Source organism: Bryocella elongata, assembly GCF_900108185.1.
GTDB classification, from domain to species: Bacteria; Acidobacteriota; Terriglobia; order Terriglobales; family Acidobacteriaceae; genus Granulicella; species Granulicella elongata.
This window is the reverse complement of sequence record NZ_FNVA01000001.1, coordinates 922,774-944,735: the sequence shown is the minus strand read 5'-3', so window position 1 is coordinate 944,735 and position 21,962 is coordinate 922,774. Positions and strand designations below refer to the sequence as shown.

Annotated in this window: 9 protein-coding genes; 3 read left to right on the top strand and 6 right to left on the bottom strand. The window is 63.5% G+C overall.

From position 1 onward, the window contains the following. Positions 1-5: 5 nt before the first annotated feature. Genes C4S68_RS03890 through C4S68_RS03880 form a run of 3 tightly spaced genes read right to left on the bottom strand, consistent with a single transcriptional unit; the run spans position 6 to position 2,033 of the window. Complete coding sequence (locus tag C4S68_RS03890) at positions 6-578, bottom strand: ferric reductase-like transmembrane domain-containing protein (RefSeq protein WP_103931666.1); 573 nt, start codon at positions 576-578, stop codon at positions 6-8. A gap of 16 nt (positions 579-594) precedes the next feature. Then, complete coding sequence (locus C4S68_RS03885; protein ID WP_103931665.1) at positions 595-1,563, bottom strand: M48 family metalloprotease; 969 nt, start codon at positions 1,561-1,563, stop codon at positions 595-597. Next, entirely contained in the window at positions 1,560-2,033 is a 474-nt protein-coding gene (locus C4S68_RS03880) for a BlaI/MecI/CopY family transcriptional regulator (RefSeq protein WP_103931664.1), read from the bottom strand. The genes C4S68_RS03885 and C4S68_RS03880 overlap by 4 nt, the downstream gene beginning before the upstream one ends. Before the next feature lie 172 nt (positions 2,034-2,205). Between C4S68_RS03880 and C4S68_RS03875 the strand changes: the two genes are divergently transcribed. From C4S68_RS03875 to C4S68_RS03865, 3 genes are all read left to right on the top strand, one after another. After that, positions 2,206-5,433, top strand: a complete 3,228-nt coding sequence (locus tag C4S68_RS03875) for a WD40/YVTN/BNR-like repeat-containing protein (RefSeq protein WP_200821463.1) — start codon at positions 2,206-2,208, stop codon at positions 5,431-5,433. A 407-nt stretch (positions 5,434-5,840) separates the two neighbouring features. After that, complete coding sequence (locus C4S68_RS03870; RefSeq protein WP_103931663.1) at positions 5,841-8,795, top strand: TonB-dependent receptor; 2,955 nt, start codon at positions 5,841-5,843, stop codon at positions 8,793-8,795. Then, a complete protein-coding gene (locus C4S68_RS03865) occupies positions 8,795-11,686 on the top strand; it encodes a TonB-dependent receptor (RefSeq protein ID WP_103931662.1) in 2,892 nt (963 codons plus the stop codon). The genes C4S68_RS03870 and C4S68_RS03865 overlap by 1 nt, the downstream gene beginning before the upstream one ends. A gap of 150 nt (positions 11,687-11,836) precedes the next feature. Here C4S68_RS03865 and C4S68_RS03860 read toward each other — a convergent pair whose 3' ends face one another. The 3 genes from C4S68_RS03860 to C4S68_RS03850 form a co-directional block, all read right to left on the bottom strand. After that, entirely contained in the window at positions 11,837-15,037 is a 3,201-nt protein-coding gene (locus tag C4S68_RS03860; RefSeq protein ID WP_103931661.1) for a WD40/YVTN/BNR-like repeat-containing protein, read from the bottom strand. Positions 15,038-15,466: 429 nt separating this feature from the next. After that, positions 15,467-18,637 carry a WD40/YVTN/BNR-like repeat-containing protein gene (locus tag C4S68_RS03855; RefSeq protein ID WP_200821462.1) on the bottom strand — a complete coding sequence of 1,057 codons (3,171 nt, stop codon included), beginning with the start codon at positions 18,635-18,637 and terminating at the stop codon, positions 15,467-15,469. A 153-nt stretch (positions 18,638-18,790) separates the two neighbouring features. Then, positions 18,791-21,943, bottom strand: coding sequence for a WD40/YVTN/BNR-like repeat-containing protein (locus tag C4S68_RS03850; RefSeq protein ID WP_200821461.1), 3,153 nt, complete (start codon positions 21,941-21,943; stop codon positions 18,791-18,793). Positions 21,944-21,962: the final 19 nt, after the last annotated feature.

The following is a 21,962-nucleotide window of genomic DNA, read 5'->3' as shown; positions in this document are numbered from 1 at the left end:
GCTGGCTATTTCGACGCGCTCCGGCGGCGGAAACCCTCTTGATGAATCCTCATGCGCCAGGCGGTGGCAGCGATCAGGACTACGGTCGTGATCTCGAGGAAGACCTTGCCGCCGTCCAGCAGGTCGGGATGTCCGTCCTTGAGGTTGGGGTCCGTGAGGATGCTGTGGATGAGCAGCAGCACGGCGCTGGGATAGACGAGCCAGTGCAGGTTGCGCCATACCGCGCGAGGGATGCTGTTGCGGATCAGCGAGCTGATGAGGACGATCAGGATGAGGTAGAGCGCAGCGGCTCCCGTCGTGTTGAGCTTCGGCTGCAGGTAGGAGTGCAACGGCCAGAGGATGTCTGTGATGCCGAAGTGCGGGGTCTTCAGGAAGAGCAACACTGCGGGATGGGCCAGAGTGAGGATCACCGCGAGGTAGGCGGTCCAGCGATGCAGGGAGAAGACGTCGATTCTGCGATGCGGCCAAAGGCGCACGGGGCTGTAGCGCAGCGACATGAGCATGCCCAGCAACAGGTTCACCGCAATGGCGCCGACGGCTCCGAGGCCGAGGTAGGAGCAGAGATCGAGGAGGGTCATCGGGATTAAGGCAAGTTTAGCCGAGGTGCAGGAGGAGTTCTGCGGCGCTGTGGCCGAAGAGCGCGCATGCACCCGCCAAGGTGACCAGGGACGTCAGGAGTGCGACGATCGGCAGGCGCGAAGACGAAGCTGGTACCGAGCGGGAGGGGCCGGAGGTCGCCGAACAAAGCAGCTGTTCCACTCGCATGCGGAGGTGGTCCGGGGCTGAGAGCAGAGTGACCACGCCAGTCGGAAAGCTTCCGGCATGTTCGCGGGCCAGAACGACGAGAAGATCGGCGAGGAGCAGGGAACGGTGCGCGTCGCCGGCGGTGGAGTCGGCATCGGCGGCCAGTTCAGCGGCGAGACGCCAGCGATCATCCAGTGAGGATCTGCGGGCGGTGCGAATGGGGATCCGCGGGAGGATAGACAGTGCAAGGAGCTTGAGGTTATCGCGCTGGGTCGCGTGCGCAGCTTCGTGCGTGAGTGCCACCTCGAGAGCTGGCGCGGCCACGGTGTGATCGTCGAGGAGGTGCTCGGAGACGATGAGGCGGGAGCGGAAGATACCGGCAACAGCGAGCAGCGAGCGGGACTCCCGATGGACGCGAACCTGGCGGCCACCTACCGTCCGCACCCCATCCTGGCAACGACTGCAGTAGCGTTGTGTCCGCAGGGAGGTGACCGCAGAGCGAAGGAGTGTCGCGCCAACCCAGCCGAGGACGAGGACGGCCGCAGCGATGCAGGGGAGGGCGACGTGTTCAGCCGCCGTGTTGTCTTCGCCACGAAGGTATGCGGGAACGAGGGCGCCGAAGGCAAGCACCCACGGGAGGATGCGTGCGCCGAGCGCGGCGGTGAGGAGCCATCGTTCTGACGAACGCGCGCTGCCGGAGCGTGAGAGCTCCGACGAGGAGGGCGTGAGCCGCCAGGTGATGGCCTCGAGCACGAACTGAAGCAGGCCGGCGCTGACCAGGGCGAAGCAGAGGGTGCGAAGGAGCGGGGAGAGCATCATTGCGCCAGCTCCTTTGCTGCAGCGTCGGCCAGGGTGAGGCTCTCGCGGGCTGCGCGGATCTTGTCTTCGAGCTGATCCAGCATCGCGCCATCGTACTCTCCGAGTGCATCGACGAGACAGGAGATGAGCATCTCGGGCTGCGCGGTGGTGGACTGCAGGAAGCGATCGACGAGGGCCCGCGCGCGCTGGCTCTCGACCTCCTGCGGCGAGACCGCAGGGCTGTAGCGGAAGGCACGATCGTGTTTCTCGCGCAGCAGCAGGCCCTTCTTGAACAGGCGGTCCAGCGTGGTCATCACGGTGGTGTAGGCGAGGCGGATGGGGAGACGGCGGCTGACCTCTTCGACAGTGCCGCTGCCTTCTGCCCAGACGATGTCGAGCACCTCACGCTCGCGGTGACCGAGACGCGCGGACGGGTGCTCGGGTGCGGCAAAGTCGGCCACTTCGGCCGGAATGGGGGTCGATTCGCTCAACGGGCCTGCCTGTGGTTGAAGTGCTTACGGAGAGAGACGCAACAGAGGGGCAAGAGGCCGCAAAGCAACGTGGAAAAGAGTGAATTTCGAAGCTTCGCGGTGGTATAGCTTGAGTACCGATTCTTTCGATTTTAGAGGCCCGCCATCTCTGCGGTGCCTGAGGAGATCTGCCATGGCGCGCCGTGCACCGGTCGCTTTACTTCTGACGTTAGGCCTGGGGCTTGGATTTGCTGCGGAAGTTGTCGCGCAGGCCCAATCGCCGCTGGTCGATCCTGCGCTCTACTCCGACATGAAGTGGCGTGGGATCGGTCCGATTCGTGCGGGCCGCACACGCGCGCTGGCAGGTGTTCCGAGCCAGCCTGCGACGTTCTACCTGGGAGCGGTCAACGGCGGCGTGTGGAAGACCACCGACGCGGGCGACACGTGGCACAGTTTGTGGGACAGCCAGCCCTCGGGCTCGATCGGTTCGATCGCCGTGGCGCTGAGCGACCCGAACGTGATCTACGTCGGCAGCGGCGAAGGCCTGGCGCGTCCCGATCTTTCAGTGGGTGATGGCGTCTACAAGTCGACCGATGCGGGCAAGACGTGGACACACCTTGGATTGCGGGACGGGCAGCAGATCGGGCAGATTGCGATCGATCCGAAGGATGCGAACCGGGTGTTTGTGGCGGTGACCGGGCATCCGTATGGGCCGAACAAGGAGCGCGGGCTGTATCGCTCGACCGATGGGGGCAAGACGTTCCAGAACGTGCTTTTCATCGATGAGTACACCGGAGCTTCTGAGGTGCGGATCGATCCCAACCATCCCGAGGTGGTGTACGCGGGCATGTGGGAGCGGCAGGAAGGCGCCTGGGAGAACGGATCGTGGAGCGGCACGCATGGTGGGTTCTTCAAGTCCACCGATGGCGGCGATCACTGGACGAAGATTACCGGTGGCGGATTGCCGGATGGCATCGTGCAGGTGAACATCGCCGTGTCGCCGGCGGATTCGAACCGGATTTACATCACGGCGGCGACTGAGCGCGGTGTGGGGCTGTATCGGTCGGAGGATGGCGGCAAGACGTGGGTGCATGCTCCCGACGATGATCCTCGGCCTGAGGCTCGTATCGGTGGTGGGGATCTTCCAGTGCCCGTCGCCGATGCGAAGGATCCCAATGTGCTTTATGTAGCGAGCACGGTGACGTGGAAGTCGAGCGATGGCGGCAAGACGTGGTTTGGGCTGCGTGGCTCGCCGGGTGGGGATGACTACCAGAACATCTTCGTGAACCCGAACAACCCGAAGATCATTGCGCTGGCCAGTGACCAGGGCGTGATCATCTCGCAGAACGGTGGTGAGAGCTGGGCGAAGTGGTACAACCAGGCCACGGCGCAGATGTACCACGTGACCACCGACAATGCGTGGCCGTACCGCGTGTGCGGGGGCCAGCAGGATTCGGGTTCGGCGTGCGTGCTGAGCCGCTCCAACGATGGGCGCATCACCTTCCATGACTGGCATCCTGCGGGCATTGAAGAGTACGGCTATGCCGCGCCGGATCCGCTGGACCCGGACATCGTCTACGGCGGCAAGGTGACGCGGTACGACCGCCGCACGGGGCAGATTCAGAACGTCGAGCCGAGCCCGTTGCGGAGCTATCGCGTGCTGCGTACCGAGCCGCTGATGTTCTCTCCGGTGGACCCGCACAAGCTCTACTTTGCGACCAACACGCTGTGGCTGACGGAGAACGGCGGCAAGGACTGGAAGCAGGTGAGCCCGGACCTGAGCCGCGAGGCAGGGTATGAGATTCCTGCGTCGCTGGATCACTACAAGGACTCGCCGACGATGAAGCCGATCCGGCGCGGTGTGATCTATGCGCTGGGGCTTTCGCCGCTGGACGTGAAGCGCCTGTGGGCGGGCACGGACGATGGGCTGATCTGGACGACGACCGATGGCGGCGCGAACTGGAACAACGTGACGCCTCCTGCGATGAAGCCGTTCTGGAAGGTCTTCAACATGGATGCCGGTCACTTTGACGCGGGCACAGCGTATGCAGCGATCAACACGCTGCGGCTCGATGACTGGCGGCCGCATCTCTTCCGCACGCACGATGGCGGCAAGAGCTGGACGGAGATCAACAACGGGCTTCCGGCGAACGGCGCGACGAGCACGATTCGTGAAGACCCGAAGGTGAAAGGGCTGCTGTACGCCGGCACCGAGACGCAGGTATTTGTCTCGTTCGATGACGGCGATCACTGGCAGTCTTTGCGGCTGAACATGCCGGCGAGCTCGGTGCGCGATCTCCAGATCAAGGATGATGACCTGATCGCGGGCACGCATGGTCGCGGGTTCCAGATTCTCGACGATGTGACGCCGTTGCGGCAGATTGCAGAAGAGGTTACGAAGAAGAAGCTCGCTGCGGTGCCGATGCATCTGTATGCGCCGCAGGTTGCGATCCGTGTGCGCTTCGATATGAATCCGCCCACGCCGTGGCCGCCGGACATGGCGACCGGTGAGAACCCACCCAACGGCGCTGTGATCGACTACACGATTGGCGGCAGCTTCAAGGGGCCGTTGACGCTCGAGATCGTGGACTCGAAGGGCGAGACGATCGCGAAGTGGAACAGCACCGATCCAGTGCCACCGCTCGATCCTCGCTATCCCGACCCGACGTTGTGGGCGCGTCCGCCGAGGGTATTGCTGGCGACGCCGGGGCATCATCGCTTCCTGTGGGACATGCAGTACGCGCAGGTTCCGGGCATGTCGACGGGGCCCGATGCGGAGCAGGCGATTCCGTATGACACGCCGCAGGTTTCCACGGCGCCGTGGGTGATGCCGGGGACGTACACGCTGAAGCTGACGGGTGAAGGGAAGACCGAGACTCAGAGCATCACGGTAAAGATGGACCCGCGTGTGAAGACGTCGATGGCTGACCTGCAGACACAGTTCGATGTGTCGAAGGCGATGTATGACGATCTGCTGAAGGCGACGGAGGCGATGCACCAGATCACGGTGCTTCGTCAGCAGCTGAAGGCGCGTTCAGACGACGCGGCGGCAGCGTCGGGGCAAGCCATCAACGCGAAGCTGGATGCCATCGCGGGGCGCGAAGGCCGTGGCGGCGGTGGGGGTGGCCGTGGAGGTCCGGCGGGGCCAGCGACGCTAAGCAGCGTACGGTCGCAGATTGCTCGTATCGAGCACGCTATCCAGAACACGGATGAGGCTCCGACGACGGCGCAGGTGGCGGCAGCGAAGCAGGTGTCCGCACCACTCAGTGGTCTGCTGCAGCAGTGGAATGAGGTGAAGGCGACCGATCTGAAGGCGCTCAACCAGCGACTTGAGAGCCAGCATCTTGCAACGTTGAAGCTGAATACGTTCCGCATCGACCATGATGTGGAAGACCAGTTCGAGGCAGGCGACGAGCCATAGCGGATGGTGCAAGAAGAAGGATCGCGGCTTCGGTTGCCCGTTGATGTCTTCGGACTGAAACGCGCCGCTGAAGCCGCTTTCGTTTGGGCGGTCATCTGAGGGAAGGTGCAGCTGGTTTGATCCAACCAGAAGAGTGCATGCGAGCAGTTTGCAGGCGACGTAAAGACCCTGTACCAAGTTTCACCAGCTCGGTCTTTTTGGGGCTAAAGATGCAGGGTTTTCGCGTGTTGCCTCTGCAGTGACGGATATCGCGCAGCCGTGCGATGAGCTGAAGAGTGTAGCGCAGGCAGCCGGCTACTACTGCTGGTAGTAGCCGGCTGTGACATGTCAGGCTAAGTCATCCGTCATTCACACAACGTCTGCGCGGCAGCTATGCGCCGCAAGCGCAGACTGAGCCTCGGAGGCCCATGCGCGCGAATCGTGTCATCCTGTCGTCCTTACTCTTGTTTGCACCAACTCTTCTCGTCGCGCAGACGCCGGACACGGCGACCCTCCGGGGGCGAGTGCTTGACCCGTCGAAGGCTCTGGTTGGCGGTGTGTCGGTCAGCGTGCGCAACACTTCGACGGGCCTGACGCGCACGGTAACGAGCGATGCACATGGTGAGTTCGCCGTGGAGGCCTTGCCGGTGAGCGGCGAGTATGACGTGACGACCATGAAGGATGGCTTTGCTGCCGGGCACCTGGAACACGTTCAGCTGGCGGGCGGAAGCACGGCACGGGTCGACATCCGCCTTGATGTCTCGGCTGCATCGAGCACGGTGACCGTCGAAGGCGCGGCGCAGGACGTGAACCTCACAGAGCCATCGTCGGGCATTCGCCTCAGCTTCCAGCAGATCGAAGAGACGCCGCTGCTGAACCGCCGCATCACGTTTCTGCCGCTGCTGAACGCAGCCAATCGGCCCGCGATCAACCAGGGCGACATCTTCATGAACCAGAACCTGTTCACGACCAACGGCGGTGGGCGTCGTCAACAGGCGTACGTGGTGGATGGAGCGAACGGCAATGACAGCTGGGGCCGGCAGACGATCTTCACCAACATTCCCGAGGACGCTGTCGCCGAGATGAGCGTGCTGACGCAGAGCTTCTCTGCGGAGTATGGCTCGAGCACCGGCAGTGTGGTGAACCTCGTTACGCGCAGCGGCACGGACAAGCTGCATGGCAGCGTGACGGAGCTGTATCGGCCGACGCAGGGCGAAGCATCGCTCGCGGGCTTTACGGCCGCGAGCGTGACCAGCGGCAACCAGGTGACCTCGGACCAGCTGGCGCAGACGGCGGCCACGCTCTCCGGCAAGCTGCTCAAGAACGATCCGACGTACTTCTTCTTCGCAGGCGAATGGGGGCAACAGCGCCGGACGTCTCCTGTGCTTTCGGCGATCGATCCGGTGAACTTCATCGGGCACTACCGCGACCTGCTGGGCAGCCTTCGTCTGGATCGCCAGTTCAGCCCGAGCAACAATGCGTTTCTGCGCATCGGCTCGGATGGCTTCTACGACACGAACCCGAACGGTATCGTTGGCGGGCAGACGCTGCCTTCGGTGGCGCGTACCTTCCACCGCAAGACGTACACGGTCGAGGCGGGCGATACGGCGATCCTCTCGCCTCATATCGTGAACAACGCGCGTGTGCAGTTTCAGTTGGGCTCGCCCATCACGGAGTTCGATCCGGTGTCGCTGGCGACGCAGTACTCGATGGCGATCGCGGGCGGACCGACGTACACGGCCGGCACATCGCAGTCAGCGTTGCTGATGAACCGCCAGTACGGTGTGGATGAGACGTTGTCGATGGTCTTCGGCAAGCACCAGATCGCTGCGGGCGGGGACTGGCTGCTGGCGCACACCGGCGGTAACAGCAAGGAGTTTGGTGGACCGTACTTCCTGGGGCGCTTCGTCTTCAACACGTGCCCGGCGCAGAGCGGCCTTACGGCAGCACAACTCATCACCTATTGCGAGACGACGTGGCTGAACAACTTTGCCAACGTGGCGAGCTACACGCAGGGCTTCGGGAATCCGAGTTACACGGTCAACGACAACCTGTTCGCGGTGTTCGCGCAGGATAACTACCACCTGAGCCGCAAGCTCACGCTGAACCTGGGGGTGCGCTATGAAGATCAGACGTTCACGGATCAGCGCACGAACTTCGCTCCGCGCGTTGGCTTCCTCTACGATCCCTTTGGCAATGGCGGGACCGTGGTGCGCGGCGGGTTTGGGATGTACTACTCGCAGGTGGTGGACAACTCGCAGGCGAACTATGTGCTGAGCGGGCCGGGGTACATCAACTACACCGCGACGCCGGGACAGCCCGGGTTTCCGACGAGCTTCGGTGCCGCACCGTTGTCCTCGCTGGCTTCTGGGGTGAGCGTACCAGGACGTACGCTGTACATTCGTCCGGGTAACAGCGCGTATCTGGATCAGTTCTTCCCGACGTCGACGCTGGTGAACTATCCGAGCAAGCTGCTGAATCCTTATTCGGAGCAGTACGACTTCGGCGTGGAGCAGAAGCTGACGTCGCGGACGATCCTGGATATCGATTACGTGGGCACGCACCAGCTGCATGGCATTCGTCCGCTGGATGTGGATGCGCCAACCTCGTTCATTCGCACGGCGCAGAACCAGACTCGCTCGGCGGCAGCGGCGAACTGCACGCGGCCTTACTGGGTGTACTACTACAAGCAAGAAGGGCTGACGTGCACGGCGCCCTCGGCTGCAAGCACACAGCCGCAGTATGCGACGATCCAGAGCGACGTGAACAACGGCTATGTGCACTACGATTCGCTGAATGTGAACCTGAAGCACAACTTCGGCACGCGGGGCATGTTGCTGGCCAGCTATGTGTGGTCGCACACCATCGACAATGTGGACCCGGATACGACCGCGCAGAACCCGAACGATGCGCTGCAGACCGGCGCAGCCGAGAAGGGCAACGCGATCTACGATCAGCGCAATCGTGGCGTGGTGAGTGGCTACTATGTGGCTCCGCTGAAGATCCAGATGGGCGGCATCCTGACGCTGGGTGGCGGGCTACCGTATAACCTGGTGACGGGAACGACGAACAGCGGCGACACCGGTGGCACCACGGATCGGCCGGTGATCAACGGTGTGGTGGTGGGACGCGATACTGGCCGTGGCACGCCGATCTATAGCTTCGATCCGTTCCTCGCGCGCGAGTTCTCGATTTTCGAGCGCGTGAAGCTGAACCTTCGCGCTGAGGCCTTCAACGCGGCAAACCATGCCAACTACGTTGGCTTCATCAACACGTATGGCAACGGCGCTGCACCTGCGACACTGGGTAAGCCTTCGGGTGCGGGCCTCACGGCGCAGCTGCCGGCGCGTGAGCTGCAGTTCGAAGCTCGGGTAAGCTTCTAATGACGATGCGTAATAAGGGATTGCTCTTTCTGATCGGGGCCGGTGCGATGCTTGCACCGGCCCCGATCATCGCACAGGCAAGCACTGCGACGATTGCGGGTCGCGCGGTGGACGCGCATGGAGCCGTCGTTGCCGGCGCGACCGTGACGGTGAAGAACACAGATGTCGGCACCTCGCGCACGGTGAAGACCGGAAGCGACGGCGGCTTCCGTGTGGCGGGGCTGCCCTCCGGCGCTTATACGGTCGAAGCGAAGGGCAGCGGGCTGTCGACGAGGAGGCCCGCACGACTGACGTTGACGCTGGGTAGCAGCACGGAACTCACGTTGCAGATGGGCGTGCCGGCGGTGAAGCAGAGCGCGACGGTTACCGGGCGTGGCAACACGGTTGAGGGCAACACGGTGGCACCTCCTGCGAACACGGCGGAGGCGTCTGTCGGAACGTTTCTCGCGGGCATGACGGTGACGTATCTGCCCAATCGCGATCGCGACTTTACGCAGTTCACCAACCAGGTGGCGGCTACAGAAGATGATGCTGACGGCACGGGTGTGAGCATCGCGGGACAGCGCAGCCACACGACGGCGTTCCTCGTGGATGGCACGCGGTACATGGATCCACTGCTGGGCGGCCGGCGTGGCGCGGAAGATGGTGGACTCTTCCTGCCGCTGTCTGCGGTGCGGGAGTTCGAGGTGCTGCATAGCGGCGTGGATGCGAGCCAGGGGGATACCAGCGCGGGGTTGATCAGCGTGAGCACCAAGGGCGGAGCGAATCGCGCGCGCGGCGATGCTTTCTATACCGGGCGGCCATCGCAGTTCACCTCCGCGGATGCTTTCGGGCACTCGCTGGATGCAACGCAGAATGCGTTTGGGTTTGGTTATGGACGGCCGCTGCGCAAGGACAAGAGCTTCGCGTTCCTGAGCGTGGAGCAGGACTTTGTGCAGGCGCCGTACTTCGTGCAGTTTGCTCCGCAGGCGAGCGGCACGGTGGTTCCGGCGTCTTTGTTGGTGCAGCAGGGGCAGGTGGTGGAGCATCAGTCTCCAACCGCCGTCTTTGCGCGTTATGACGAGGTGTTGTCGCAGCGCAACAACCTGAGCATATCGATCGGCTATGACCGCGAGCATCGCACAAACATGCAGGACGACGATGCGGGGCTAACGCGGTCGCTGGACACCGTGGGGCATGCTGGACGCTTCACGGGGCAGAGCTTTACGTCTCGGGTTGGATTGACGTCGGTGCTGACGTCGCGGGCGTTCAACTCGGCGGTGGTCGCGTGGTCGGAGGACCATCGCGCGCGCACGCCGAACTCGACGGCGCCGGAGTTCTTCATCAACGGCTTTGGCGCGTTGGGTGGGGACTCGAATGGGGCGCATGCGTATACGTCGCGGCAACTGCAGGTTGTGGATGATGTGACGTTGACGCGCGGGCACAACGAGCTGAGCGTGGGCGGACGCTACGCGAATGATCCGGCGTATGAGCAGATGGAGCAGAACCTCAACGGGCGGTTCGACTATGACACGTTGACGGACTATGTGAACAACGCGCCGCGTCGGTTTCAGCAGACGTTTGTTACGGGTAATACGCGCTACAGCGGCAGCGTGAACGAGCTGGCGCTGTATGCGAATGCGCGGTTGCAGCTGCGGCCGGAGCTGTACCTTACCGCGGGCCTGCGCTGGGCGGGGCAGTGGAATCCGCAGCCAGGGGCGGTCAACTCGCAGCTGGCTGTGACGCAGAAGATTCCGAATGATCTGAGCCAGTGGCAGCCTCGTGTGGCGCTGGCGTGGGATGCGCGGAAGTCGACGGTGGTGCGGGCTTCGGCGGGATTGTTTGCGGCTCCGACGCCGGCGACGTTCTTCCACCGGGTGTTCGCGGACAACGGTGTGCAGACGACTACGGCGGACAGCTACTTCGATGGAGCGCTGCTGTCGCTGACGGGAGCGAATACGCTTGCGCCTCATGCTCTGGGCGCGGCGCCGGCGACGTTGACGACGCCGCATGCGTCGGTGGAAGGAATTGCCCCGGGGTTCCGCAACCCGCGCACGCTGCAGTCAGCGATCAGTGTGGACCAGAAGGTTTCGCCGAAGTTGGAGCTGACGGCTGGGTATCTCTTCGCGCAGTCGTGGCGGCTGGAGCGGCAGCTGGATGAGAACCTGAATGCGCCGGTGAACTTCACGGCAGCGGGTACGCCGGTGTTTCCGACGGCGCGTCCGATCGCAGGCGTGGGGCGGTTGCTGGTGATGCAATCGACGGCGCACAGCACGTATCACGCGGGCTATCTGAGCGTGAATGCGCCGATCTCACGGCGGACGACGTTGCTGGCGAACTATACGCTGGGGCGGAACCGCGATGATGATTCCAGCACGGGGCCGTACGATGCGGTGACCGCAGTGAACCCGTTCAACCTGCGCGCGGAACGAGCGTATTCGAACCTCGACCAGCGACACACGCTGAACGTGAATGCGATTGTGAACCTGCCGGTGGGGTTCAAGCTGAATCCGATCTTCGATGCGCACTCGGGCGCGCCGTATACGCCGATTGTGGGCTTCAATACGCAGAATGATGCGAACGACTGGAACGCCCGTGCGGTGATCGCTGGTCCGAATGGGGGCGTGATGGCTGAGCGGAATTCTTATCGGCAGCCTGTGTTCACGGACTTCGATCTACGCGTGGTGAAGGACTTCACGCTGAAGGGCGAGGGGCATCACCTCGACCTGTTCATGGATCTGTTCAACCTGGGTGGAGCGCAGAACCGGCGCTTCGATCCTAGTGGGACGAGCTTGTTTGGCAACGCGGCGCATCCGGTGGCTTCGGCAGGGCAGGCGCTGTTTGCTCCGGGCGTGACGAAGTTCGGGGGACCGCGGGAGATACAGTTCACGGCACGGCTGGTGGGGTTCTAGGGGCAGGGATTAGGGCACAGGGGTTAGGGATTAGGAAATGCCAGAACAGCAAGGGCCGGAGAGAGTTTCTCTCCGGCCCATAGTTTTGGGTGATGTCAGTCGAACACGTTGTGATCGAGTTTCGGGTTACGGGTCTTGAGCAATGAGTTGTTACTTTGCTAGAGGTACTGCGGGGATGTTCTGATCGCGGACTAACGAGTTGAAGGCGCCGATGTCCTTGGACTCGATGGCGGCGAGTTTGTCGAGCTGGACTTGCAGCTGCGCGTTGAGGTCCTTGAAGACGGCGTAGCTTTGCTCGGTGGGGGCAGTGTCGCTTTGGCTGACCACCCCGACCATCGCTGCGAGTTTGTTGTTGAGCTTGATGGGGAAGTTGAGGGCGTCTTCGTTGGCGCGGAGCTTCGTCTGGTAGAGCTCGTTTTCGACGACGTCAAGCTCAGCGGAGATGCGTTTGGCTTCGCTGGCGACCTGCGGGATGGAGGAGGTGGCGAAGCTGTCGAGCTGCTTCTTCTGCGCGCGGATGGTGATGACGGCGTTGTTGGCCGCGTTGGTGCGGTCCGCGATCTGGAGAGCGAGGTCGAGCTGCTTCTTATACTCCTCGGGAGTTGTGGGCACGCGGGGATCGGGCTTGACGAGGACGGTCTGCTTCTCGGTGTGGCCGTCGGCGGTGAGCTCGATGGTGTAGGTGCCGGGGACGACCTGCGGGCCCTGGTTTCCGGCGGCCCAGTAGATGAGTCCCGGGAAGTGAACGAGGTCGGTGTAGCGGAGGTTCCAGACGTAGTGGTTGAGGCCGGCCTTCTTGGTGGGCTTGGGTGTCGCGCGGCGGCCCTCGTCCTCTTCGAGCGCCTCGGGCTCCTTGGGCTCGGGCTTCGAGGTGAACTCGTTCACGAGCTTGCCGTCGGAGTCCTTGATGCGAATGACGATGTCGCCCTTGGGAGCTTCCTTGAAGCTGTAGTAGATGCCGACACCTGCAGGTGGGTTCTTGCCGAGCGCGGCTGCGCCGCCGCCACCGAAGCCACCACCGCCGATGTAGCGATAGGTGGCCTTGGGGGCATAGAGGTGCACGGGCTCGTCGGAGAGTTTGCCTCCGGGGAGCGAGCGCACGAGCGGCATGTCATCCATCACGTAGAAGCCGCGGCCCTGGGTGGCGATGACCATGTCGTCTTCGCGCTTCTGGAAGGTGATGTCGGTGATGGGGACGTTGGGCAGGTTGAGCTGGAACGGAGTCCAGCTATCGCCATCGTTGGTGGAGATGTAGAGGTGCGCCTCCGTGCCGGCGAAGAGCAGGCCCTTCTGCTTCGGGTCAGGACGGATGGTGCGCGTGAAGTCGTCGGTGGGGATGCCGCTGACGATGAGCTTCCAGGTCTTGCCGAAGTCGGTGGTCTTGTAGAGGAACGGGCGATAGTCGTCGGTGAGGTAGAGCGTGGCGGCGAAGTAGGCGGTGCCTGCGTCGAAGGGCGAGGCCGCGATGCAGTTGATGCGGATCCAGTCGGGGATGCCCTTGGGCGTGACGTTGGCCCAGGTCTTGCCGCCATCCTGCGTGAGGTGGACGAGTCCATCGTCGGAGCCTACCCAGATGAGGCCGGGCTTCACGGTGGATTCGTCGACGGTGAAGATAGTGTCGTAGTACTCGACGGCGGTATTGTCCTTGGTGAGCGGGCCGCCGACGGGGCCTTGCTTGGACTTGTCGTTGCGGGTGAGGTCGGGGCTTATCACCTGCCAGGAACGGCCTTCGTCGCGCGTGCCGAGGAGGTATTGCGCACCGGCGTAGAGCAGTTTGTTGTCATTGGGCGAGAACAGCAGAGGGAAGTTCCACTGCATGCGGTACTTCATGGCTTCGACGCCGGAGCCCATGGGGTTATCGGGCCAGGGATTGATGTTGCGCTGACCGCCGGTGGCGTGGTCGTAGCGCGTGAGCAGGCCGTCGTAGGAGCCGGCATAGACAAAGCGCGAGTTGGTGGGATCGGGAGCGATCCAGCCGGACTCGCCGCCGCCGACGTCCCACCAGTCGCTCTCGGTGATCAGCCCGCTGTTGCCGCGGGAGCTGGTCTCGACGGTGCTGTTGTCCTGCTGCGCGCCGTAGATGTGATACGGGAAGTCGTTGTCGGTGATGACGCGATAGAACTGGCCGGTGGGCTGGTTCATGATCGTGGAGAAGCTCTTGCCGCCGTCGAAGGAGATGTTGGCTCCGCCGTCGTTGGATTCGATCATGCGCTGGGGATCGTCGTTGGCGATCCAGAGGTCGTGGTTGTCACCGTGGCCGGTGGGGATGGGACGGAAGGTGTGGCCGCCATCGACGGACTTGTAGAAGCTGGTGTTGAGCGCGTACATGGTGTCGGCGTTCTTCGGGTCGGCGAAGATACGGGCGTAGTACCAGGCACGCTGCTTGACCTCGCGCTGATCGTTGACCTTGGCCCAGGTAGCGCCGCCGTCTTCGGAGCGGAAGATGCCACCTTCCTCAGCTTCGACGAGAGTCCAGAGGACTCCGGACTTCGCGGGCGAGATTGCGATGCCGATGCGGCCGAGGAGTCCCTTGGGCATGCCGGGATTCTTGCTGAGGTCGGTCCAGGTTTCGCCGCCGTCGGTGGACTTCCAGAGTCCGGAGTCGGGGCCGCCCGACTCGAAGGTCCAGGGCTTGCGGATGAACTGGTAGATGGAGGCGTAGAGGACCTGTGAGTTCGTGGGATCGATGGAGAGGTCGATCGCTCCGGCCCTGTCGGACTTGAACAGGACCTTCTTCCAGGTCTTGCCGCCATCCACGGTCTTGAAGACGCCACGGTCGGCGTTGTAGCCGGTCATGTGGCCCATGGCGGCGACGTAGGCGATGTCGGGGTTCTTCGGATCGATCTTGATGGCGCCGATCTGCTGGGTGTCGGTGAGGCCCATGTGCTTCCAGGTCTTGCCGGCGTCGGCGGACTTGTAGACACCGTCGCCGTGGGAGGCGTTGCCGCGCAGGTCGGCTTCGCCCATGCCGACGTAGACGATGTTGGGGTCGGAGTCCGAGACGGCGATGGCTCCGACGGAGCCAAGGGCGAGCTGCTTGTCGGCGACGGGGGCCCAGTGGATGCCGCCGTCGGTGGTCTTGAAGATGCCGCCGCCGGTCGCGCCGAAGTAGAAAGTCATGGGCTGCGACTGGACGCCGGTGACCGCGCCTACGCGACCGCCACGGAAGGGGCCGATCTGGCGGAAGTTGAGGCCGGCGTAGGGGGCCTTTGTGGGGGTGGCTTCCGGAGCTTGCGCGACGAGTGTACCGGCGAGCAGGAAGGGAACGGCCAGCGTGGGGATCGAGCGAAGACATCCGTGCTTGCGGTTGAGGGTACGGCGGTGGGCTCGGTTGAGATGGCTTGCTGGCATGGGGTTCCTTTCGTGCATGTCGCGCGGTGTTCTGCCGGGTCTCTGTGTCGCGCTTACAGCGCTCTGGATCGCCCTGGCATGGTTACCTGGGCCTTCGGCCCAGGCTAGGATGTGGTCGGGCCTTTGGCCCTTGAAGCCGTGTTCAAAGATGACGCCGTGGCGGGTTCTAGGGTTCGACTGCGACAGCAGGTTTCTCCACTACGCGGACGATGAAGCTGTCCGCTTCGGTCGAAATGACACATCGTACTGGTTTGAGCGAGAAGCTGGTCCTTCGCGATGCTCAGGATGACAAATAGAAGGAAGTGAGGCCCCGTTTGCATTTGAGCCGCAACGGACGAAATACAGGGGTTCCTCCCCATTCGCTCCGCTCAGGGTCGGAATGACGGTCCTTGGAGAAAGCCCCGGACTGTTGGTCCGGGGCTGGGGTGGCTATTCGTTGTCGTCTTCCGTATCGCCAGCGTCGTTGGTGGAGGAGCTGGAGACCGGAGTGGCGATCTCGATAGGTTTGCTGTGCTTGGCTGCGAGGGCCTTGTTCAGCGCAGGAAGACCGGCCTTTACCGCGTCGTCGAACTCCTTCTGCTGACCGACGAGACGGGTGGAGAGTTCCTGATCGATGACGTAGGCCTGCGCGGTAGGAGCGGCATCGCCGGACATCACACTGCGGCCGAGGGCGGCGATGTAGTTGTTGAGGCGGATGGGGAAGTTGAGCGGGTCCTGGTCCGAAGCGTTCTGGACCTGGTAGATCGTCTCTTCGATGGTCTTGAGCTGGGAGAGGAAGGGATCAGCGGCGGACTTGAGCTGGGCATCATCCTTGAGCGCGGGCGTCGTTTTGAGACGCTCGTTGTACTCAGAACGGATGCCGCGGATCTTGGCGACGATGATGTTGGCCTGGGAGAGCTCACCGTTGATCTTCATGGCGAGATCGAACTGCTTCTTCAGGTCATCCTGGGGAACGTCGAGGCGGGGATCGGCCTTGACCTCGAGCGGACGGGTTTCGGTGACGCCATCGGCGATGAGGCGAACCTCATACTTGCCGGGGACGGCTTCGGGGCCCATCTTGGCGCTGCCGCCCCAGAGGATCATGCCGGGGAACTCGAACGCGCCGGGATAGCGGAGGTTCCAGGTGAAGCGGTTGACGCCGGCCTTGGTGGGCGGGGGCTTGGGACCGAAGTTGCGGCCACCTCCGCCGGCGTCCTCGCCTTCAGTTTTCTTCTTGTCCGCGGGCTCGCTCTTGAAGGTGCCGATGACCTTGCCGGTGGAGTCGAGGATCTCGATGCTGACTTCCTTGGCGGGCTTGGCAAGGTAGTAGTCGATGTAGCCTTCGTCGACGTTGCGGACGGCGGGACGGGGCTGGAAGAGGTAGACGGACTTTTTCGCCGTCTCAGCCGTCTGCTGACGGAGCCAGTCGATGTCGTCCATGATGTAGAACGAACGGCCATGGGTGGCGATGACGAGGTCGTCCTTCTCGACGACGATGTCGGAGACCTGGGTGTCGGGAAGGTTGTAGGCGAGCGAGCGCCAGTGCGCGCCGGCGTCGTCGGAGACGTAGATGGAGTGCTCGGTTCCGGCGAAGAGCAGGCCTGGCCGCACGCGGTCTTCGCGAATGACGCGGGGGAAGTCGGTGGCGGGGATGCCGGTGATGATCTTCGTCCAGTGCTTGCCGTAGTCGTCAGTCTTGAAGAGGTAGGGAGCGAAGTCGTCCATCTGGTAACGGTTCGCGGCGAGGTAGACGGTGCCGGGCTTCTGCCACGAGGCATCGATCATGCTGATGCGGCTGTAATGCGGAAGGTCGGGCGGGGTGATGTTGTTCCAGTTCTTGCCGCCGTCGCGAGTGAGGAAGACGAGGCCGTCATCCGAGCCGGACCAGATGGTGCCTTCTTCGAGGCGCGAGGGCGCGATGGTGAAGACGGTGGCGTAGATCTCGGGGCCGTTCTGGTCATGCGTGATGGGGCCGCCGGAGTCGCCGAGGGTCTTGGGGTCCGCGAGGGTGAGGTCGGGGCTGATGATGTCCCAGCTCTTGCCGGCGTTGGTGGTCTTGAAGATGTGCTGCGAGGAGGCGTACATCGTGTTCGGATTGAGCGGATCGAAGACGATGGGGAAGGTCCACTGCCAGCGTTCCTTCATGGACGAAGCGGGCTGTCCGGAGAAGAAGAAAGGGTAAGGCTGGATGTCGCGCTCCTGGCCGTCGCGACGGTCGTAGCGGGTGAGCATCGCGCCCTGGCTGCCGGCGAAGAAGATGTTGGCGTTCTTGGGATCGGGAGCGATGTAGCCGCTCTCGCCGCCGCCGACGGCGTACATCCACTCGCCCTGGGGCTCCATGGGGTTGTGGAAGTTGCCGCCGCCCTTGCTGGCGACGCAGATGGTGGTGTTGTCCTGCTGCGCTCCGCAGACCTGGTAGGGGACGTCGATGGTGGTGGCTACGTGGTAGAGCTGCGCGGTGGGATAGCGCTCGGGCGTCCAGGTCTCACCGTAGTCGACGGAGACGGTGCCGCCGCCGTCGTTGGACTCGGCCATGCGCTTGGGATTGCTGGGGTCGATCCAGAGATCGTGGTTGTCGCCGTGGGGCTGCTGGATGGGCTTCCAGGTCTTGCCTGCGTCGGACGAGCGATAGAAGCGGACGTTGGTGGCGTAGAGGACGTCCTTGTTCACCGGGTCGGCCGTGATGCGCGAGTAGTAGAAGGCGCGCTGGCGGATGTTGTGATCTTCGGAGATCTTGGCCCAGGTGGCTCCTGCGTCTTCAGAGCGGTAGAGACCGCCTTCGGCGTTTTCGACGATGGCATAGATGCGGTTGGAGTCGGCGGAGATGGTCACGCCGATCTTGCCGTCGATGCCGGAGGGCAGGCCAGGGTTGCGGGTGATGTCCTTCCAGGTCTCGCCCGCGTCGGTGGACTTGTAGAGCTTGCTGCCGGGGCCACCCGAGGAGAGCGACCATGGGGTGCGCTGCACGTCCCAGATGGTAGCGAACATGGTGCTGGGGTTGCGGGGATCGATGGAGAGATCTTCGGCCCCGGAGTGGTCGTTCTCGTAGAGGATCTTCTTCCAGGTCTTGCCGCCGTCGATGGACTTGAAGATGCCGCGGTCGGGGCTGGGGCCGTAGGGATGGCCGAGGACGGCGGCGTAGACGAGGTCGGGGTTCTTCGCGTCCACGCGGATACGCGAGATGGCCTGGGTGTTCTCGAGGCCGATGTGGGACCAGGTCTTACCGCCGTCGGTGGTCTTGTAGACACCGTCACCCTGCATGACGTTGCCGCGCAGCTCGGACTCACCCATCGCCACGTAGACGATGTCGGGGTTCGAGGGCGCAACGGTGACAGCGCCCACGGAGGAGCTCTTGATCTTCTGATCGGTGACGGGTTTCCAGACGACGCCACCGTCGACGGTCTTCCAGAGGCCACCGCCTACCGCGCCGAAGTAGTACTCGAGCGGGCGAGCCGTGCTGCCCGAGATGGCGAGGGATCGGCCCCCGCGATCGGGACCGATGTTGCGCCAGGACTCCGCTCCTTCGGAGGCTCCGCCGCGGCCGCGCTGTGCGGAGGTGTTCGGTGCGAGCATTCCCAGGAAGGCGATCGGCAACAGCAGGGCGAGTGAGGCGTGCTTCATGAATCCTCCGGCAAGTTTGGCTCGAGTCGAGCGGGCCTGGGTCTCGTGTGAGAAAGGGTTCCGCGGTATCGGTGGATCAGACACCGTCGGGGTTCTTCGACTGCGCAGGCCGCAACATGCGTTGCGGCCTGCTTCGCTCAGAATGACGGCTATCTAGTTGTTGTTGTCGTCATCGTCATCGCCGGGCTTCGCGGTGACGTCGCCGGGGAAGCTAGGGCGACCGAGGTCGGCGTAGTCCGTGCCGAGGATCGCCATGAGCTCCTGATTGCGCTGGGCGAGCATCTTCTTCAGCACGTCGTAGCGCTCGTACGCGTCATGGCCGATCTTCTGGTCGGTGGCGTTGGTCATGCTGTAGAGGTAGGTGATGTGCGTCTGCAGCTCGGGCTTGGAGTAGCGGATGGTGGGCGTGATGACGTGGGAGGCGACCTCGTTCAGCTTGGCGAGCTTTGCGGGATCGGATGCCAGCTTGACGCGCGCGGTGCGGATGCGGGCGACGGTCTTGTTGACCTCCGAGACCAGGTCGCGAGCCTTGAGGTTCTGCTCGAACTGCTCGCGAAGGTCGGCGGTAGTGACGCCGTCGGCTGTGATGCGCGGATCTTCGATCAGAGTGAAGCTCTGGGTCTGCGTAGCGCCGCCGACGGTGAGCTTGACCTGATACGTGCCGGGGACAGCCATCGGGCCCTGACCACCTTCCGGCGTCATCACGCTGGTCCAGAAGCCGGGGTAACGAAGATCCCAGGTGAAGCGGTGCATTCCTGCGGACTTGTCGAGGCGAGCGGGGGCCTGACGACGGCGGAAGCCACCTTCGTCATCGCCCTCTTCAGCAGGCGGAGCTTTGGGCGCTTCGACGCTGGAGAAGGTCTTGATGTGCTTGCCAGCGCCGTCGAGGATTTCAAGGGTGATGTCGCCGTCGGCATCCTTGGGCAGGTAGTAGTCGATGAGAGCGCCGGGTCGTGAGTAGGTTGGCGAGGGCACCGAACGCTCGATGGCGTCTCCACCACCGCCGGGTTGCACGGTGCGGACGGCTTCCTTCGGCTTGAAGAGGATCGGGGTGGTCGAGCTTGCGGACTTGAGCTGGTGCAGGGGAGTGACGTCGTCCAGGATGTAGAACGAGCGTCCCTGCGTGGCGACCTGCAGGTCCTTATGCGTGACCTTGATGTCCGTGACCGGGGTGATGGGCAGGTTCAGCTGGAAGCTCTGCCAGTGCTTGCCATCGTCGAAGGAGACGTACATGCCAAACTCGGTGCCGGCGTAGAGGAGGCCAGCGCGGTCGGGGTCTTCGCGGACGACGCGGGTGGGCGAGTCTTTGGGGATGCCGTTCGTGCCGTCGGTCAGCTTGGCCCATGACTTGCCGAAGTCATCGGTCTTGTAGATATAGGGCGAGTAGTCACCACCGTTGAGGAAGCAGTAGATGGCGGCGTAGGCGCGGGAGGCCGTGATGGGGCTGGGCTCCATGTTCTGGACACGGCAGCCGGAGGGAAGGCCCGAGGGCGTGACGTTGGCCCAGGTCTTGCCGTCGTCCTTTGTCACCGAGACGACGCCATCATTGGAGCCGACCCAGATGAGGCCCTTCATCTTCGGGCTCTCGCGGATGGAGTAGATGGTGGAGTAGATCTCTTCGCCGGTGGCGTCGCGGGTGATGGGTTCGCCGCTGGCGCCCTGGGTGCCGGCCGGATGCGCGGTCAGGTCCGGGCTGATCTTCTCCCAGGTGACGCCGCCATCGCGGGTGCGGAAGAGAAATTGCGCGCCGTAGTACTCCTCGTGCGGCACGTTGGGCGAGGTCTCCATCGGAGCCACGCGTTGGAAGCGATACATAAGATCGCTGCCCGCATTGCCATAGAGCGACTCCGCTCCGATCCAGTAGCGCTCCTCGTTGTGGGTGTTGATGTTCTGCCGCGAGAACTGACCCTTGCAGCCGCCGTAGACGATGTTGGGGTCGGTGGTGTCGGGCATGATGGGGCCGGTCTCGCAGCCGGGGCCGTCGCGGAAGTCCTGCGCACTGCCGAGGGGCAGGCTGGGCACGATGACGGCGGTGTTGTCCTGCTGCGCGCCATAGACGCGGTAGGGATACTGATTGTCGACCGCGACCTGATAGATCTCGGCGGTGGGCTGGTTGTTCTGCGGAGTCCAGGTCTTGCCACCGTCGATGGAGACGGTCGCGCCGCCGTCGTCACCCTGCACCATGAACATGGAGTTCTTCGGGTTGATCCAGACGTCGTGGTTGTCGCCGTGCGGGATGGGCTGGCGCTGGAAGCTCCTGCCTGCGTCGGTGGACTTGAACCAAGTCTCGTCGCCGAGCCAGATGACGTCGGCGTTGTTGGGATCGACTCCCAGGGTGTCGTAGTAGAAGGGGCGAGTGGAGATCTCGGTGGAGTGATTGACGAGGGTCCAGTTGGCGCCGCCGTCGTCGGAGCGATAGAAGCCCTGGCCGGGTTTAGCTTCGATGAGGGCGTAGATGCGGTCGGGCGCGGCGTTGGAGATGGCCACGTTGGAGCGGCCGATGAGGCCGGTGGGCAGGCCGCCGCCGAGCTTGGTCCAGTTCGCTCCGCCGTCGGTGGACTTGTAGATGCCGCCTTCTTCTGCGCCGGAGATGATCGTCCAAGGCTTGCGCAGGGCGTGCCAGATGCAGGCGAAGATCACGTCGGGGTGGCCAGGCTGGATCTCGACGTCAGCCGCACCAGCGGTGTCGGAGACGTGAAGCACCAGCTTCCAGGTCTTGCCACCGTCGGTGGTCTTGTAGATTCCGCGCTCCGGATTGGCCTTGAAGGGGTCGCCCTGGGCGGCGACGTAGACGACGTCGGGGTTCGTGGGGTCGATGCGGACGGTGGCGATCTGGCCCGTGTCGGGAAGGCCGAGGAACTGCCAGGTCTTGCCGGCGTCGGTGGACTTGTACATGCCGCGGCCGACGGAGACGTTGCTGCGGATCTTCGAGGAGCCGGTGCCCACGTAGATGATCTTGGGATTCGAGGGGGCGACTTCCAGCGCGCCGATCGAGGCTACGGCGAAGTAGCCGTCGGAGATGTTCTCCCAGGAGTGGCCGGCGTTGGTGGTCTTCCAGACGCCGCCGCCCGTGGAGCCCATGTAGTAGGTGTAGGGCTGCTGGGCGACTCCGGTCACGGCCGTGACGCGGCCTCCGCGGATGGGGCCAATGCTGCGGTACTTGAGCGCGGAGAACAGCTGGGGATCATAGCTCTGGGCGCCAGCGGCAGGAACAGCCTGCACTGCGATCAGACCCAGTACGCCAGCGAGGCAAACACCAGAAAACCACTTCGAAACGTGCTTCGAACTGAACGTTGAAACGAACAAGGCCCCTCCGCCAGGTACG